The sequence below is a fragment of the Paenibacillus sp. 598K genome (assembly GCF_003851045.1).
Classification (GTDB): domain Bacteria; phylum Bacillota; class Bacilli; order Paenibacillales; family Paenibacillaceae; genus Paenibacillus_D.
In genome coordinates, this window is record NZ_BFBX01000133.1 from 35,582 (window position 1) to 51,983 (window position 16,402).

The 16,402-nt window shown below is 59.1% G+C and carries 12 protein-coding genes and 3 pseudogenes; 9 read left to right on the top strand and 6 right to left on the bottom strand.

Annotated elements, in window-relative coordinates; genetic code table 11:
- The coding region (locus PA598K_RS38380) for a fibronectin type III-like domain-contianing protein (protein ID WP_260405692.1) at window positions 1–386 on the top strand (386 nt) is incomplete at its 5' end.
- 315 nt (window positions 387–701) lie between these two features.
- Here the strand turns inward: PA598K_RS38380 and PA598K_RS30315 are convergent.
- Window positions 702–1,429: pseudogene (locus PA598K_RS30315) on the bottom strand (Tn3 family transposase); the annotation flags it as partial.
- Between PA598K_RS30315 and PA598K_RS30320 the strand changes: the two are divergent.
- Both PA598K_RS30320 and PA598K_RS30325 read left to right on the top strand, forming a co-directional pair.
- Entirely contained in the window at window positions 1,429–2,226 is a 798-nt protein-coding gene (locus PA598K_RS30320; protein ID WP_185602319.1) for a hypothetical protein, read from the top strand. The pseudogene PA598K_RS30315 and the gene PA598K_RS30320 sit on opposite strands and share 1 nt — an antisense overlap.
- Window positions 2,227–2,445: 219 nt before the next feature.
- The gene (locus tag PA598K_RS30325; RefSeq protein ID WP_128660523.1) at window positions 2,446–2,832 is read left to right on the top strand and encodes a hypothetical protein; all 387 of its coding nucleotides are present in this window, start codon (window positions 2,446–2,448) and stop codon (window positions 2,830–2,832) included.
- Between the two features lie 233 nt (window positions 2,833–3,065).
- On the opposite strand, the pseudogene PA598K_RS30330 reads toward PA598K_RS30325, so the two are convergent.
- Window positions 3,066–3,281: pseudogene (locus tag PA598K_RS30330) on the bottom strand (transposase domain-containing protein); the annotation flags it as partial.
- A gap of 8 nt (window positions 3,282–3,289) precedes the next feature.
- Window positions 3,290–4,519, bottom strand: coding sequence for an acetate/propionate family kinase (locus PA598K_RS30335; protein WP_128660525.1), 1,230 nt, complete (start codon window positions 4,517–4,519; stop codon window positions 3,290–3,292).
- A gap of 356 nt (window positions 4,520–4,875) precedes the next feature.
- Here PA598K_RS30335 and pflB point away from each other — a divergent pair, with 356 nt between their 5' ends.
- Window positions 4,876–7,152, top strand: a complete 2,277-nt coding sequence (gene pflB, locus PA598K_RS30340) for a formate C-acetyltransferase (RefSeq protein WP_128660526.1) — start codon at window positions 4,876–4,878, stop codon at window positions 7,150–7,152.
- A 171-nt stretch (window positions 7,153–7,323) separates the two neighbouring features.
- The gene (gene pflA, locus PA598K_RS30345; RefSeq protein ID WP_128660527.1) at window positions 7,324–8,088 is read left to right on the top strand and encodes a pyruvate formate-lyase-activating protein; all 765 of its coding nucleotides are present in this window, start codon (window positions 7,324–7,326) and stop codon (window positions 8,086–8,088) included.
- Between the two features lie 136 nt (window positions 8,089–8,224).
- On the opposite strand, the gene PA598K_RS30350 is transcribed toward pflA, so the two are convergent.
- Together PA598K_RS30350 and PA598K_RS30355 are read right to left on the bottom strand one after the other, a co-directional pair.
- Window positions 8,225–8,785: a hypothetical protein gene (locus tag PA598K_RS30350; protein ID WP_128660528.1), complete on the bottom strand. Its 561-nt coding sequence runs from the start codon at window positions 8,783–8,785 to the stop codon at window positions 8,225–8,227.
- Window positions 8,786–8,860: 75 nt separating this feature from the next.
- Window positions 8,861–9,844 carry a LysR substrate-binding domain-containing protein gene (locus PA598K_RS30355; protein ID WP_307719904.1) on the bottom strand — a complete coding sequence of 328 codons (984 nt, stop codon included), beginning with the start codon at window positions 9,842–9,844 and terminating at the stop codon, window positions 8,861–8,863.
- 183 nt (window positions 9,845–10,027) lie between these two features.
- Between PA598K_RS30355 and PA598K_RS30360 the strand changes: the two are divergent.
- The 4 genes and pseudogenes from PA598K_RS30360 to PA598K_RS30375 all read left to right on the top strand — a co-directional run.
- Window positions 10,028–10,984, top strand: a pseudogene (locus tag PA598K_RS30360) (ABC transporter ATP-binding protein); the annotation flags it as partial.
- Between the two features lie 206 nt (window positions 10,985–11,190).
- Window positions 11,191–12,318 (top strand): ABC transporter substrate-binding protein, encoded by a 1,128-nt coding sequence (locus tag PA598K_RS30365; protein ID WP_376739096.1) that lies wholly within the window; start codon window positions 11,191–11,193, stop codon window positions 12,316–12,318.
- 3 nt (window positions 12,319–12,321) lie between these two features.
- On the top strand, window positions 12,322–13,998 hold the full coding sequence (locus PA598K_RS30370; RefSeq protein ID WP_376739095.1) for an ABC transporter permease: 1,677 nt from the start codon (window positions 12,322–12,324) through the stop codon (window positions 13,996–13,998).
- A gap of 7 nt (window positions 13,999–14,005) precedes the next feature.
- On the top strand, window positions 14,006–15,307 hold the full coding sequence (locus PA598K_RS30375; protein ID WP_128660532.1) for an MBL fold metallo-hydrolase: 1,302 nt from the start codon (window positions 14,006–14,008) through the stop codon (window positions 15,305–15,307).
- Window positions 15,308–15,832: 525 nt separating this feature from the next.
- Here PA598K_RS30375 and PA598K_RS30380 read toward each other — a convergent pair.
- Window positions 15,833–16,363 (bottom strand): FixH family protein, encoded by a 531-nt coding sequence (locus tag PA598K_RS30380; RefSeq protein ID WP_260405697.1) that lies wholly within the window; start codon window positions 16,361–16,363, stop codon window positions 15,833–15,835.
- Between the last annotated feature and the right edge of the window lie 39 nt (window positions 16,364–16,402).

Genomic DNA, 16,402 nt, shown 5'->3' on the forward strand with positions numbered 1-16,402 from the left:
GCGCTGCGCAGCGCGACATTACGGGCGCAGCCGGCGCGGTATCGGCCGAGGCGTTGACGGTACGCGCGGCTGACATCGAGGCGGGCGTCACGGTCGAGGTGAGCGTCGAGGTGGCGAACACTGGCGACGTCGCGGGCAGCGAGACAGTACAGCTGTACCTCCAGGCGTCGCGCTCGACGATTACGCGCCGCGTGCTGGAGCTCAAGGCGTTCCGCAAGCTGCCGCTTGCGCCGGGCGAGCGGACGACGGTGACCTTCGCGCTCGGCAAGGCGGAGTTGGCGATCTGGAACCGCCACATGCAGTTCGCGGTCGAGCCATGTCACCTCCGCGTCCTGGTCGGCATGAGCGCCGCCAGCGCGCAAGAGGTAGCGGTGCATTTGGTGTAAGCATGAAGAGGAGAGAAAGGCCCGCAGCGGTTGCTGCGGGCCTTCTCTCGTTGGGGTATGGAAAACGGCGTCGATGGGTGCAGTAGGGAAAGTTTCTTTCGCTGGCGGGTGGAAAAGGGCATCGGCGGGTGCGGTAGGGAAAGTTTCTTTCGTTGGCGTGCGTAAATGGGCGTTTGTGAGTGCGGGAGCGAAAATTTCTTTCGTTTGCGTGTGAATCGGGGGCGGTCGGGCCCAGCTTTATTTGCAGTGCGTGTCACAGCAGCATCGATATATCGCTGAACAGGCAGTAAAAAAGAGCGCCCCCTTGGCTAGATAATAGTCGTAATCTACGGGTCGCGCCAGCCGATTAGCTTCTTCCACGGATGCGACGATCTGATCCCACGGCATAACGGCATCAAGCGCAACAAACGGATCAGTGCCTTCACTTCGGGCCTTAATAAGCGCAGCCCCAAGATCGGCAAAGTGAACAACTTTTTCGTTGATCGATTTACCGTTTTGTTTTTGAAGTTCCTCTTGGGCTTTTCTCCCTTTAGAGAGCAGTATCATAATCTGCCGGTCGTGAATCTCGAAAGCCATGTCTGTCAAATCCTGAATCAGCTCTAATAGGTACGCTACTAAAATCGCGTACTTTTTTGGATCATTAAAGCGGCGGAAAGAATGAGGTTCATAACGCGAACCGATTTTAGAAAGCTGCCGTAGCCGGTTCGGATGGTTGCCTTTCGTATCGACTTGCAGTTGCAAATCCTTATGTATTCGAGCTTTTCAATAACCTTCAAAAAAGAATCCGGAGAGCTGGTACCTGGTATTTCCCTTAGCCATGACAAGTAGGTTTTGCTGCTTTCCGGCATGGTGGTTATGACGCGATCCAGCTTAGCAATTTGTAATTCTGTCAGTGAGCTGCTGAGTAGCTTAAATATTCTTTCTTCTGTCCGTTTGCGAGTTTCCCAAACCGCTCTTTCAATAGTGGCCATTGAAGGTAGGATGATTTTACGCTTACGCAAATCTTCGAGTGCGAGCTGAATCAGGTGTAAAGGATTTCCATTTGCCCTACGCTTATGACATAAACAACTCAAACGAGAATTATGATGGACTTGCATCGTGGACTGTTTCTGGAGGGTATACTACTAGTGCTTCCTTATGGATTAATCAATACTATACATCTGCATCAAAATATACTAGTAGCATTAAAGCAGGATTGACGGGTCACGAAATAGGTCACTCTTTGGGACTGAATCATGCTTCTATTATTCAGGTCCTTCCAACTATTATGTGGCCGTATACTTTTAATAGCGACGGCACCCCATCAGCTAGAAAATTGACACCAGGAACAGGTGATATATCAGATACAAATAGTTTGTATCCGACTATTCCAAACTTTTCATCCAATGTTTCTCCTCGCGCAGATGGTACTTACGTAGCAGCTTCTTGGGCGATTTACTATAAGGATGAAAAAGAGTTATATGAAGCAGCTGACATGGTTATTATTGGGAAAGTTACAAACGAAAACGGAAGTAAGTTTAAAAAGGGTGATTACTCGACTTATAAGTCCTATGCCGATGTGAAAGTAAAAGAAGTTTTAAAAGGGGATAATTCCTACACTGGCAAGAACATAGAAATATCTCAAATGGGGGGAGACGATGGAAGCGTTAAGGTTATAGCCGAGCATTCCACCCACTTGAAACATAATAACAATGTAATCCTATTCCTGAAAAGAAACAGCGATAATACTTATCGTCCAATTAATGAAGACGACGGGATCTATATCGATAAAGAAGGTAAAGGAAACTATGCGAATATCCAATCGGATAAAGATATGAACATAGCCAATTTACCTCGATAATGTGACATAACCCCCTGGGAACAGTATCCGGGGTTGATTTTTATTTAGCTTAAGGCGGATTCGGACGAAGAAGCATACTGTTGGGATTGCCTTTCCTTCACACGATTATGTCCGTCTTCGTTGGAATCTGCAGCATTACTACTTGCAATTGATCATTTTGTCGGATCTCTACGCAACATAATTAATTCCAATTGCGTCATGAATTTGAGGTGGTAAGCTATGGTTCGATTAACCCTTTTAATTGCAGTTGCAGTTCTGTTATTTCTAACTGCGTGTTCTCACCAAAATAATCAGGGTGATGCGGCAGGAGCAGTTTCAAATGAAATAAAAGTGGAGAGTCAAGCATCTTATCCGTTCCCTTTAATTATTTGGAATAAACATATCTATCGAGTAACCAATGACAAAGTAACCGATATAGATAAGGAAATAGGCGAGATCAAAAATTTTTCTGCGGTAGAATCTGAGGGGCAACAAGACAATTATTCCAATTACTATCCAAAAGGAACAAAGATCTTTTCAATAGTCAATATTGATACTTCAGTTGCATTAGCAGTGAAAACAGGGGAAAATGAATTCGTAAAAGCAATTCCTAATACTAGTTCTTAGCCGTCAAAGCCCTAAATCTGTTAAACTAACTGATTTCACGGAACATATATGCGGACTCTTCTCCACTGCATAACAAAATGAAGTTTACGTTCCAGCCAATGAATCTCCTCGCAGCGAGCTGCGAGGAGATTCATTAACATCCCTTTGCGGGTGGTGTCAGCTTCGCTGGTACTACGTAAGCGTCAAATAGCCCACACCTTTTGGAAGATGTAGGCTGATCTACAATGAGCAAACTAAGACTTATGCACGCGGCAGTGAAGTGGGAGCTGAGGCGACCACGGCAAAAAGGGTTCGATCTGCGCGGCATCATCGGGATCGTCCAGCTGAGGCAGTTGCTCAAACAGATACGTCAGGTACCGAATCGGATGTAAGCCATTGGCTTTGGCGGTCTCCATCACACTGTAGATGGTCGCACTCGCTTTGGCCCCCCGAGGCGTGTTCGCATTTAGTTGTCAAATCAATACGCCGGCTCCGCCGCGCGCTGCGGCTGCTCGTGCAGCAGCGCATAGGTCTGCTGGGCGATCATCCATTCCTCGTTGGTCGGGATGACCATGACGTAGACGCTGGAGTAAGGGGCCGAGACGAGACGGGCGCCGCTGGCAGGGCGGCGGTTGGCATTCTCGTCGAGCGCGACGCCCAGGTACGACAGGTTGCGGCAGATGCGGCTGCGCAGCGCGACCGCATTCTCGCCGACGCCGCCGGTGAAGATGATCGTATCGAGTCCGTTCATCGCAGCGGCGTAAGCGCCGATGTACTTGCGGATACGGTACTCATACATCTCCATCGCCAGCTGTGCATCGTGATCGCCTGCTTCGGCGGCCTCGCTCACCTCGCGGACGTCGCCGCTGCGGCCCGAGACGGCGAGCAGACCGCCGGCTTTGTTAAGCGAGGCATTCAGCTCGTCGCAGCTCATCGCTTCCTTCTTCATCAGATAGGGCATGACGGCGGCATCGATGTCGCCGGTCCGCGTCCCCATCATCAGACCTTCGAGCGGGGTCATCCCCATACTCGTATCGATCGACCGTCCCGCCTCGATAGCGGTGCAGCTGGCGCCGTTGCCGATATGGCAGGAGACGATCTTCAGCTCATCGAGCGGCGTCTGGACGAGGCGGGCAGCCTGCTCGGAGACGTAGGCGTGAGAGGTGCCGTGGAAGCCGTAGCGCCGTACGCCGTGCTTGCGGTACCAATCCTTGGCGATCGCGTAGCGGTAGGCGCGCTCTGGCATCGTCTGGTGGAAGGCGGTATCGAATACGGCGACCTGCGGCACATGGCTGAGCAACTGCTCGACCGCGAGGATGCCAGTCATATGGGCGGGGTTATGCAGCGGGGCCAGGTCGTAGAGCTCGCGAATCTGCCCCTTTACCACTTCATCAATGAAGACCGCTTCGGTGAAGGTTTCGCCGCCGTGGACGACGCGATGCCCGACGCCGTCGATATCCCGCAGGCTCGTGATGACGCCGTGCTCGGGATCGGTCAGCTTGCTCAGCATGGCGGTCAGGGCGGCGGCATGGTCGGGCAAGGGCAGCCGCTCGCTGCGCTCGGGGCCGTGTTGTCCCTGCTCGGTAATGAAGGATTGCGGCGTGCCGATGCATTCCATGCGGCCCTTGACCAGCAGCGTCTCGGCGATCATGTCGTACAGTTGGTATTTGAGCGAAGAGCTTCCCGAATTAATGACCAGTATGTTCATTTCTGACTCTCCCATCCGCTTGTGTAGTCGCAGCCGTTGCGCCCATAGCGCGCAATCGTCCGCGTCGTGCGGCGCAGGAGGGCCCAGGCAGAGGCGGTCCCGTACCGCAGCTTGTTCTGACTCCATTACAACAAACTTCGTACCCCCATACTGTGACGCAGGACACAGTGCCATGTGACAATCCGGGTACGGAACGGAAAAATAAACGTCATTATTATTTGTGACTAAATTCACATACATAGGGTCAGCCTAGTAATAAACTAAGAGCAAGCAATAAAATCACAGCAGCAGGCCTCCCCAGGTCGCTCCCGGACGGAGCGCCGCCGGTCCTGCAAGCAGCGAAAGGATGAAATACAATGGCTATGAAGGAAGCAGAACTGAGGCCGCGCAATGACCTGCCCTACGAGGGCCCGTGGCGCGGGTTTGCAGCAGGAGCCTGGCAGGAGCGCATCGACGTCAAAGATTTCCTGGATTACAATATACAACCCTATCTCGGGGACGATACATTCCTGTCCGGACCGACAGAGGCGACCTCGAGCCTGTGGCGTCAGCTGCAGGAGCTGACGAAGCTGGAGCGCGAGCGGGGCGGCGTGCTGGATGTAGATGTCAACACCGTCTCTACCATCACCTCGCACGGTCCGGGCTACATCGATCGCGAGCAAGAGCAGATCGTCGGCCTGCAGACGGATGCGCCGCTGAAGCGGTCGATCCAGCCGTTCGGGGGCATCAAGATGGTGCTGGACGCATGCAAGGCATATGGCTATGAGCTGCCGCAGGAGCTGGTGCACCTGTTCACCACGATCCGCAAAACACATAACCAAGGCGTATTCGACGTCTATACAGCAGAGATGCGCAATGCTCGCAAGGCGGGCATCATCACCGGTCTGCCCGATGCGTACGGACGTGGCCGGATCATCGGCGATTACCGCCGGGTGGCGCTCTACGGCGTCGATCGACTGACGCAGGACAAGCGCCGCGAGCTCAAAGAGCTGGAACGGCACGCGATGACCGAGGCGAACATTCGCCAGCGCGAGGAGCTGTCCGAGCAGATCCGGGCGCTCTCCGAGCTGAAGGAGATGGCAGCCGCCTACGGCTATGACATCTCGGCTCCGGCAACGACGGCCAAGGAAGCCTTCCAGTGGTTGTACTTCGCTTATCTGGCAGCGATCAAGGAGCAGAACGGGGCGGCGATGAGCCTCGGCCGGGTATCGAGCTTCCTCGATATCTACATCGATCGCGATATGCGCGAAGGCGTCTTGACCGAGCAAGCGGCGCAGGAACTGATGGATCAATTCGTCATGAAGCTGCGCATCGTCAAGTTCCTGCGGACGCCGGACTACAATGAGCTGTTCAGCGGCGACCCGACCTGGGTCACGGAGTCGATCGGCGGTATGGCGGAGGATGGACGGACGCGCGTCACGCGCAGCTCCTACCGGATCCTGCACACGCTGTACAATCTCGGACCTGCGCCGGAGCCGAATCTGACGGTGCTCTGGTCGGAGCAGCTGCCGGAGCCATTCAAGCAATATTGCGCCAAGGTGTCGATTGAGACGAGCGCGATCCAGTACGAGAGCGACGATCTGATGCGTCCGGTGTTCGGCGACGACTACGGTATCGCCTGCTGCGTCTCCGCGATGCGGATCGGCAAGCAGATGCAGTTCTTCGGCGCTCGCGCTAACCTGGCCAAAGCGCTCTTGTACGCCATCAACGGCGGCGTCGACGAGAAGCTGGGTCTGCAGGTCGGACCGAAGGTAGCGCCGCTGACTGGCGACGTCCTCGATTACGAGGAAGTCATGGCAAGCTACGACCGGGTGCTGGATTGGCTCGCCGAGCTATACATCGAGACGCTCAACGTCATCCACTATATGCATGACAAGTACGCATACGAACGGATCGAGATGGCGTTGCATGACCGCGACATCCTGCGCACGATGGCTTGCGGCATCGCCGGCTTGTCGGTAGCGGCAGACTCGCTCAGCGCGATCCGCTACGCCAAGGTGCGTCCGATCCGCAACGAGCAGGGCATCGCGATCGACTTCGAGATCGAGGGCGAATATCCGCAGTACGGCAACAACGACGCCCGCGTCGACGAGATGGCGGTGCAACTGACCGAATCGTTCATGGCGAAGCTGCGCAAGCAGCAGACGTACCGCGACTCCGTACCGACGATGTCGGTGCTGACGATTACGTCCAACGTTGTCTACGGCAAAAAAACCGGCAGCACGCCGGACGGACGCGAAGCGGGCGTGCCGTTCGCGCCGGGAGCTAACCCGATGCACGGACGCGACCGCAAGGGCGCGCTCGCCTCGCTGGCTTCGGTGGCGAAGCTGCCGTACGAGAGCTGCCAGGACGGCATTTCCAATACGTTCTCGCTGATCCCCAAAGCGCTCGGCAAGGAGTCGCAGACGCGGGTCAACAATCTGGTCTCGTTGCTCGACGGCTATGCCGCCAGCTCCGGTCACCATCTGAATGTCAACGTGTTCGACCGGGAGCAATTGCTCGACGCAATGGAGCATCCCGAGCAATATCCGCAGCTGACGATTCGCGTATCGGGGTATGCGGTGAACTTTATCAAGCTGACGCGCGAGCAACAGCTCGACGTTATTAATCGGACGTTCCATAGCAGAGTATAAGACGGCAAGCGCTGGTCGGCAGCGATAGTGTATGGGCGGGCGCAAGCGATAGTGTGGGCGGCGGACGGCAGTGCGACAGTAGCTGACCGCCGGCCCGCGTCCCGCCAGCCAACCGGCACAACGGCCGAGCGCTGACAGGCGAAGGGAGCGGACATCTAGGAGGCGAAGGACATGGCGAAGGGACGTATCCATTCGATGGACACATTCGGGACGGTGGATGGACCGGGCATCCGGTTCGTGCTGTTCATGCAGGGCTGCGCGCTGCGCTGCCAGTACTGTCATAACCCGGACACCTGGGATATGGGCGGGGGCAGTCTGGTATCGGTAGAGGAGGTGCTGGCGGAGATCGAGCCGTACGTCCAATATTATAAGCGCTCCGGGGGCGGCATCACCGTCACAGGCGGCGAGCCGACACTGCAGGCGGGCTTCGTCGCCCGATTGTTCCAGGAGTGCAAGGCGCGCTGGGGCCTGCATACGACGCTCGATTCCTCCGGCTTCTGCGATCCGAGTCATGCGACGGAGCTGCTGGAGGCGACCGATCTCGTGCTGCTCGATCTCAAGCAGATGAACGAGCAGCGGCACGAGCGTCTGACGGGCCGCAGCAATACCCGCACCCACCAGTTCGCCCGCCACCTGTCCGCGCTCGGCAAGCCGATGTGGATCCGCCATGTGCTCGTGCCTGGCGTCACCGACGACCCCGCAGATCTGCAGGCGCTCGGTCGCTTCGTCGCCGAGCTGCGCTCGGTACAGAAGCTGGAGCTGCTGCCCTATCACCGGATGGGCGTCTACAAATGGCAATCGCTTGGCCTCGACTATCCGCTCGAGGGCGTGCAGGAGCCGGACCCCCGCGAGGTGGAGCGGGCGCTAAGCTGGATCGAAGAGGGCAAGCGCTCGCTCGACCGCTCGGCAGCGGCTGCCGGGCCGAGAGCCGAATAATTCTAAAAAGTAGAGTTGCATTGTCGCGCCGGGCGGTCAGCATATGTGAGTCAGAACCTCGGTCTTCCACAATTCAGTGGGAGGCGAGGTTCTTTTTTCTTTTACGTGGCGCAAGAAGCGGGGGTGATCTGGCCGATCAACCGAACGTAATGATCTCTTCGCCGTTTTCGTCTAGACCGATGATCCGATAATTCGCCTGGTAGGGTGCCGGCTCATCCTTGACGTGCAACCAGAGTCTCGTGTCCTCGGAGATTTCCATCAACGAAGCATCATGCCGCTCGCCGTTTTCTTCATATATCACCTTCGTAATTCGTTCATCGGCAACAATCCCCATGTAAACCTGATATTTATTTTGATCAAAGCTCTGGTATTGCCAGCTCAACGAATCCACACCTTCAAGAGATAATATGACCTGTTCTTGCGACTTCCATTTATCCCCCGTTATTTCTGAGAATAAGCCGGCCACTTCACCATCATTTTTTTTGTAGAACAGGATGGCCGATTTTGCGTCTTCAAACATAGCGCTTCCTATATAGCTAGCCTGGGCAAGCTCCATTTGGTCGACCAGATTGTGTTGCGACGATTGCTCGCCGATGTTATATTGTGGGGCATCGCATGCGGTTGCGGTCAGGAAAAGTGCCAAGCTGGTTGTGCCGATAAGTGTCGCTCTTTTCCATAGCTTATACAGTGCTCTCACCTGCCTATTAAAGTTATGGGCCTAGCTTTGCTGAACATGACTCTCCTCAAACGTCCATTGGGTTGCAAAACACCGTTAGTCCGCTATCGGCTCGCTGTGCTGCCTGGCAACCTGGAGGAAGGCGCTCATCTGCGGGGACATCCAGCGCTCGGGATGATAGCATGCATAGATCATCCGTGCCGCATGACCGCCGGGCAATGGAGCGCAAGCGAGACGACCGGCGGCCACTTCCTCGCGGATCGCGGTATGGGAGATGAAGGTGATGCTGCGACCCAATAGGAGCGAGCGCTTGATCGTCTCCAGCGAGTCGAGCTCCATCGCTTGCCGTAGACCGACGCCATGCTCCTCCGCCCAGCGGTCGGTCATCTGGCGAGTGGTCGACTGATCCCCATGAAGCAGGAACGGGAAGGCGGCGATCTCCGCTGCCGACAACGAGGCAGCGCTGTTCAGTTCGGTCGCTACTGTCGTCTCGTCAGCGGTCTGCGTCCGCGCATCACGCGTCTGCGCCAGCGGATGGTCAGCTGCAAAGGCGACGACCATCCGATCCTCAAAGAGCGGCTCGCAGCGGAGCTCGCTCGCCTCGGGCTGCTGGGCGGCGATGAAGCCCAGATCGATGCGACGCTCGGCGAGCAACTGGGTGATCGCCGGCGCGGTGCGGATCGTCAGCTTGACCTCGACCTCGGGATAGCGCTCGTGGAATCGGTGCATCCACGCCGGCAGCAGGTACGTCCCGGCGACATAGCTGGCGCCGATATGGAAGATGCCGCGCTCGGGCGAGCGTTGCTCGGCCATGACGCGACCCGCCTCCAGCCCCAGCGAGCGGATCTGTGTCGCATAGTGCAGGAGCGCTTTGCCGGCCCGTGTCAGCTCGTATTTGCCGCCGATCTGCTCGAATAGCGGTACGCCGTATTGCTCCTCCAGACTTTTCATATGGAACGTAACCGTCGGTTGCCTGACGCCCAGCGCGCTCGCAACGGCGGTTATTTTTTTGTGGCGATCGAGCAAGACGAGAATATCCAGTTTGATGAAGTTCAGGTGGGTTCGCCTCCAGCAGGAGATGTTTGCTTTGGATTATAGATGATCTCTATGGAATTGCATAGATCCTAATAGGTTATTTAATAAACACTTAACACCACGAAAATATAACACAGACGAACCAGGACTATGATAGGAGCAAGGAAAACAGCTGCGGTCGTCCAAGCGGATATCGCGGCAAGGCATACAGAGAGGAAGTGAACGGCAATGGAGGTGACGCTCACCGGCATCGCCAAAGCATTCGACGGCACGACGGCGCTGCATCCGCTGGACTTGACGATCCCGTCCGGCTCCTTCGCTACGCTGCTCGGTCCATCGGGCTGCGGCAAGACGACGCTGCTGCGGTTGATCGCCGGGCTGGAGCAGCCGGACAGCGGAGTCATTCGAATCGGTGGCAATACGGTATGCGATATGGGCAAGGGGGTCTATCTGCAGCCGCAGCAGCGCGAGCTCGGTATGGTGTTCCAGGACTTCGCGTTATGGCCGCACATGACGGTATTCGAAAATGTTGCCTTTGGCCTCAAGGCCCGGGGAAGGCGGCAGGAAGTCAAGGAACGCGTCGCTGAAGCAATCGCTGCGGTCCGCCTGCAGGGGATGGAGAAGCGTTATCCGCATCAGCTCTCGGGCGGTCAGCAGCAGCGGGTGGCATTCGCCAGATCGATCGCTTCGCGGGCGGGGTTGATCCTGTTCGACGAGCCGCTGAGCGCGCTCGATGCGCTGCTGCGGGACGAGATGCGCGAGGAGCTGGTGCAGATGGTGCGGGAGCTGGGGCTGACGGCCATCTACGTGACGCATGATCAGACCGAGGCGATGGCGATGTCCGACACGATCATCGTCATGCAGCAGGGACGAGTGCTCCAGCGCGGCGCGCCGGAAGCGATCTACGACAAGCCGAGCCATCCGTTCGTCGCCCGCTTCGTCGGCCGCTCGAACTGGGTCGAGCCGGAGCGCAGTCTGGTGAGGCCCGAGCATGTGCGCTGGGCGGCCGAGCCCGGGGACCGCATCTTCGCGGGCGAGGTGAGCCGGGTCGCCTATCTGGGCGACCGCTATGAAGTAGCGGTGCGCCTGGACACTGGCGAGGTATGGACGGCTTATCATCACGAGCGGCTGGCGATCGGCGAGGCGGTGCGGTTGGGCGTGGCCGAGCGGCATATCCACGACCTGGCCGAGCCGCGTTGGCACGGCGGGGAGCGCAGTGCGCAAGCGGCGCGAGCAACGATAGGGAGCGGCATGCACGACGTGAACGGAACGAACGACATGCACGACATGCATGATAAGGACGACGTGAAGTCCATGCAAGACGCACTGAATACGAAGGATTTGCCACACTAGCAATACCAACTCAAGGAGGTTATCCACCGATGAAGACGATGAACGAAATGGCCGCGAACAAAACGAAGCAGACGAAGACAAACTGGCGGGGCGGGCTCGCCGTACTGGTGCTGACGAGCAGTCTGCTGGGCGCATGCGGTGCTGCAGGCAATGCCAATACGGGGGCTTCAGCTGATCCGGGCAACAACGCCTCAGGGAATGCGGCTGCAAACGGGGGACAGGCAGCGGAGCAGCCCGCCGAGCAGCAGCCTGCGCCGTCGGGCAAGGTGGTCGTCTACACGGCAGGACCCGAGGGACTGGCAACCAAGATCCGCGAAGGCTTCGAGGCCAAGTATGGCGTCACGGTCGAGCAGTTCGACGGGACGACAGGCAAGGTGCTGGGCCGTCTCGAGGCCGAGAAGAGCAATCCGGTAGCGGATGTCGTCGTGCTCGCTTCGTGGCCGTCGGCTATGGCGATGAAGGCTGAAGGCTGGACGCAGGCCTATCCCGAGGCGGCAGAAGCGGACAAGCTGCAGGCGGACTGGGTCGACGCGGATCGTCATCTGTTCGGCTATAGCGCCTCGGCGCTTGGCATTACCTACAACACCAAGCTGGTGTCGGAGCCGCCGCGCGACTGGGCCGACCTGGCCGACCCGAGCTGGCAAGGCGTCGTCAACATCCCGGACCCGTCGCTGTCCGGCTCTGCGCTCGACTTTATCTCCGGCTATCTGAACGACCAGGGCAGCGAGGACTGGAGCCTGTTCGAGCAACTGAAGGCGAACGGCGTAGCGATGGCCGGGGCTAACAAGGAGGCGCTCGATCCGGTCATCACCGGCGCCAAGAGCATCGTCATGGCTGGCGTCGACTATATGGCTTACAGCGCCAAGGCCAAAGGCGAGCCGGTCGATATCGTCTATCCGGAGAGCGGCACAGTGATCAATCCGCGCGCAGCGATGATCATGAAGGCCTCGCCGAACCTGGACAATGCCAAGCTGTTCATCGACTATCTGCTCTCGGACGAAGCGCAGGCGCTGGTCACCGGCGCCTATCTGCTCCCTGGCCGCGCGGACATCAAGGCCGACAATCGTGTCAACACCGATGAGATCAAGCTGCTGGATTACGACTGGAACTGGATGAGCGAGCAGGGCGAGGCGATCAGCGCACGATTCCTGGAGCTGTTCAAGTAACCGATGGACAAGCTGGTTCGCGGGGGGCTGCGGCTCCCCGACATGTCGTGGCGGCTCGCCCTCGGCCTCGTGCTGCTGGCCGGGCTGGTGCTGCTGCCGCTGGCGATGGTGCTGCTGCGCAGCCTGTACCCGGATGGCGCCTTCGATGCGCTCGCCCCGCTGAGGGTGCTGTCCGATCCGGCGCTGCTTCGTATCTTCTGGAATTCCATCGCCCTGGGAGGCTGGGTTGTGCTCGGCTCGACGCTGCTGGCGCTGCCAATGGCGTTCCTCGCGGCCCGGACGACGATCGGACGCCATGCATGGCTTGATGTTGTGCTGATCATCCCGTTCATGACGCCGCCGTATATCGGCTCGATGGGCTGGATCCTGTTCATGCAGAAGCGCGGCTTCGCGGAGCAGCTATGGCCGGCAGCGGGCAGCGTCACGCCTGCGTTCTTCAGCCTGTTCGGGATGGTGGCGATCATGAGTCTGCACCTGTTCCCGTTCCTCTATCTGATCCTGCGCAATGCGCTCCTGCGGATCGGCGGCTCGCTGGAGGAAGCGGCCGGCGTACATGGCGGCGGACCGCTCTATCGGCTGCGCCGGGTCGTGCTGCCGCTGCTGCTCGGGAGCTATGCGATGGGGGCGTTGCTCGTCTTCGTCAAGACGATTGCTGAGTTCGGGACGCCGGCGACCTTTGGTCGCCAGATCGGCTACTACGTGCTGACGAGCGAGATTCACCGCTACACCTCGAGCTGGCCGATCGACTTTGGCAAGGCGACGGCGCTGGCGTCGATCCTGCTCGGGGCGTGCCTGATGTTCTGGTACGTACAGAATGTCATCAGCCGACGCCATCAGTATCGGACGCTCGGCGGCAAAGGGATGCGCACGCGCATGACGCCGCTGCGCGGCTGGCGCGCGGTGTGGGGCTGGTGCTACACAGGGCTGCTGATAATGCTGTCGATCGGCATCCCGTACTTCTCGATCATCGCGGCCTCGCTCATGAAGCTGCGCGGCGAAGGGCTGGCATGGGGCAATATGACGCTGGTGCACTATGCGGAGCTGCTGCGTCCCGGCTCCAAGGGCTGGCAGGCGCTGCTCAACAGCATGGGACTGGCGGCGCTCGCCGCCACGCTGGCGGTGCTGCTCGGCACCTTCCTCGTGCTGCAGATGGGCAGCATGAAGCGGCTGTCCGAGCGTAGCCTCGACCTGTTCAGCCTGCTGCCGAACACGGTGCCCGGCATCGTCATCGTCGTCGGCCTGATCCTTCTCTGGAACGCGCCGTGGATGCCGATCCCGATCTACAATACGTATGCGATGGTCGTGCTCACTTACGTCGTCTTCTTCCTGCCGTACTCCGTGCAGTATATCAAGTCCTCGGCAGCGCAGATCGACGGCAGTCTGGTGCAGGCGGGGCGGGTGTTCGGCGGTAAGCCGTGGTATATATTCCGGCGCATCGTGCTGCCGTTGCTCGTACCCGGCGTACTGGCAGGCTGGATGATGACCTTCACGATCTCGGCGCGCGAGCTGGTCGCCTCGCTGATGGTGCTGCCGCCCTCGATGCAGGTGACGGCGACGTATATTTTCAGCCAGTTCGAGCAGGGAGAGGTATCGCTCGGCATGGCGATGGCCGTCGTCTCTGTCGGCCTGACGACGCTCGTGCTGGTCGCGATGAACTATCTCGGTGCAGACAGGAAGTGAGCGAGTGATGAGCGGACGAATCGAGCTGGATGTGTGGGGAGGCGTGCGCGAGCACGGCCGGTCGTGCTATCGGCTGGAAGTGGCAGAGACCTCAGTGCTGCTCGATTGCGGCGGCAAAAAAGAACGCGGCGGCCTCTATCCCCGCCTCGTCCCGGAGCAGGTCAAGCGCCTGAGTGTCGTGTTCCTGTCGCATGCCCATGAGGATCATATGGCTGCGCTGCCGCTGCTGCTACAGCACGGCTACACGGGCGAGATCTGGCTGACGCGGGAGACGTTTCGTCAGCTGCCGGGCTATGCCCGCGCCTGGCGCAGCTATGTCGAGTCGTACGGCGGCAGCGTGCCTTATGCCGAGAGCGACTGGGAGAGGCTGCGCTGGCGCCTCCTCGACGAGGAGGCGGAGCCGAGCCGCTGGATGACGGCAGCCCCGGGCGTCCGCGTCTGTTGGGGGCCGAGCGGGCATCTGCCTGGCGCTGTCTGGCTGCTGCTGGAGCTGGAAGGACGAGTAGCATTCTTCTCGGGCGACTACAGCGGCGAATCAACGCTGCTGCGGGCGACGATGCCTGGGCCCGAGCTGCTGGAGGGTCGCCGGATCGAGCTGGCGATCGTGGACGCGGCCTACGGCGACGCGGAGGCGGAGCAGGGCGCGCAGTTGGATGCGCTGTGCGACAAGCTGATGGAGGTGCATGCGCGCGAGGGTCATGTGCTGCTCCCGGTGCCTTCGTGCGGACGGGGGATGGATCTCGCCGTCGAGCTGAGCGAGCGTCTGCCCCATATGCCGCTGGCGGTCGAATCGACGTTGGCGCTGGAGTGGGCGCGGCTGCTGCGCTCCGACCTGGCGGCCCGCTGGCTGCGCGCCGACGCCCCGGCCCGGCTGGCGGCGGCGATCGGCCGGCTCGTGACGGTGTCAGGCGAGGCGCAGCGGCAGCAGCTGCTGCGGGGATCGCCGCGCATCATCCTGTCGCCGGACGGGATGATGCTCTCCGAGCCGGCGCGTGCGTATGGCCGAGCGTTGCAGCAGGATGCGCGGCATGCGATCGTCTTCACCGGTCATCTGAGCAGGGATGCGAGGGCGATGGGAGGCGGAGTCGATTGCGAGATCGTCAGCACTCGCTACAAGGTGCATCAGGGCTTGCCGGATGTCCTCCAGATGCTGCGCGCGCTTCAGCCGCTCGCAACAGTGCTGGTACATGCTGATGACCAGGCGACGACGCTGCTGGCGAGGAGGCTCCGCTCGTTGGGATCGTGGGAGCTACTCGATCCGCTGCTGGCAGATGAGGAGCCGCTGCCCTCGGACGCCCGACAGGATTAGGGGGAGTTAGTATGGACGACCTCTAATCGGATAGAAGATTGATGGAAGCAACTATGGGGAGCGATCCAGTTCGGCAGAGGTTTGTACAAAAAGCAGCGCCCGGGCTGCGTTCGAGCCAGGCGCTGCTTTTTAAGCTTGTCAACCAACGTATGATGGTCCGCGGTCAAGCCAATTCACAAGATTTACATCGAGGCTACTGTCCCCAGCACCTCCAGCGCCCCCTGGGCCAGCTTGGGAATATAGGTAACCTTATTTGTTTCCCAAAGCGGCATTTTGCCGGTTTCGGGAACCTCAGTAACGTTATTTTGAGGAAATCGAGCCGAAATGTGCTGTTAACGGGGGGATAACGATACGTATGTTCCTTCGCCCCCTTCAAAAGGCAGTTTAGGCAAAATAGAGTTACCCATGCTCCAAACGCGCTCCGCTTGTACACCTGCCGCCCGAACTCGGTGTTATGACTCCCCGCCAATACGTCAACTGCTGCGCCTCGGTGTCAGGATGTCTGTCCGCGCCAGTCGCGATGGTCTAGTGATGGTGACCGCCGCCGCCGGTCGCCGGTGCTGCTCCGGCTTGCGCCGCCTCCAGGGCTGCCAGCTCCAGCACGGCGTCGGCGCCGATTGCGAAGCGCTTGGCAGGCATCGCCTCCAGCTTGTCCGCCTCGACATAGGCGCGGATGACGTAGACGCCCTCGGCCGGCAGACGGTACGCGACGCTGTAGCGGCCAGGCGCATCCGGCGCAGCTGCCAGCTCTGTCCGCTGCTCCGGCGCTGTCTCCGGCCAGAGGACGAAGCGGACCGCATCCGCGACTACTGGCTCGTCGCCTCGAGTAACATCGAGCATGAAGGCAGCCGTCTCGCCAACTGCCAGCTGCTCCGGCAGCTGCAGGTCGACGCGCAGATGCGGCCGTAGGCCATGCTCATCGACATCCCCGGTCTGGGCGGTGCAGCCTGCGAGCAGCAACGCTCCGAGCAGCAGAGCGACAATCGCCTTGCGGCGGGGGAGATGGCGTTGCGACGCAGCTATCCCGTTCCTTATCCTATTCCTCGCCCTGCTCATTTTGCTCACCCTTCTTGCCTCCTCCTCATCCTGCTTTTC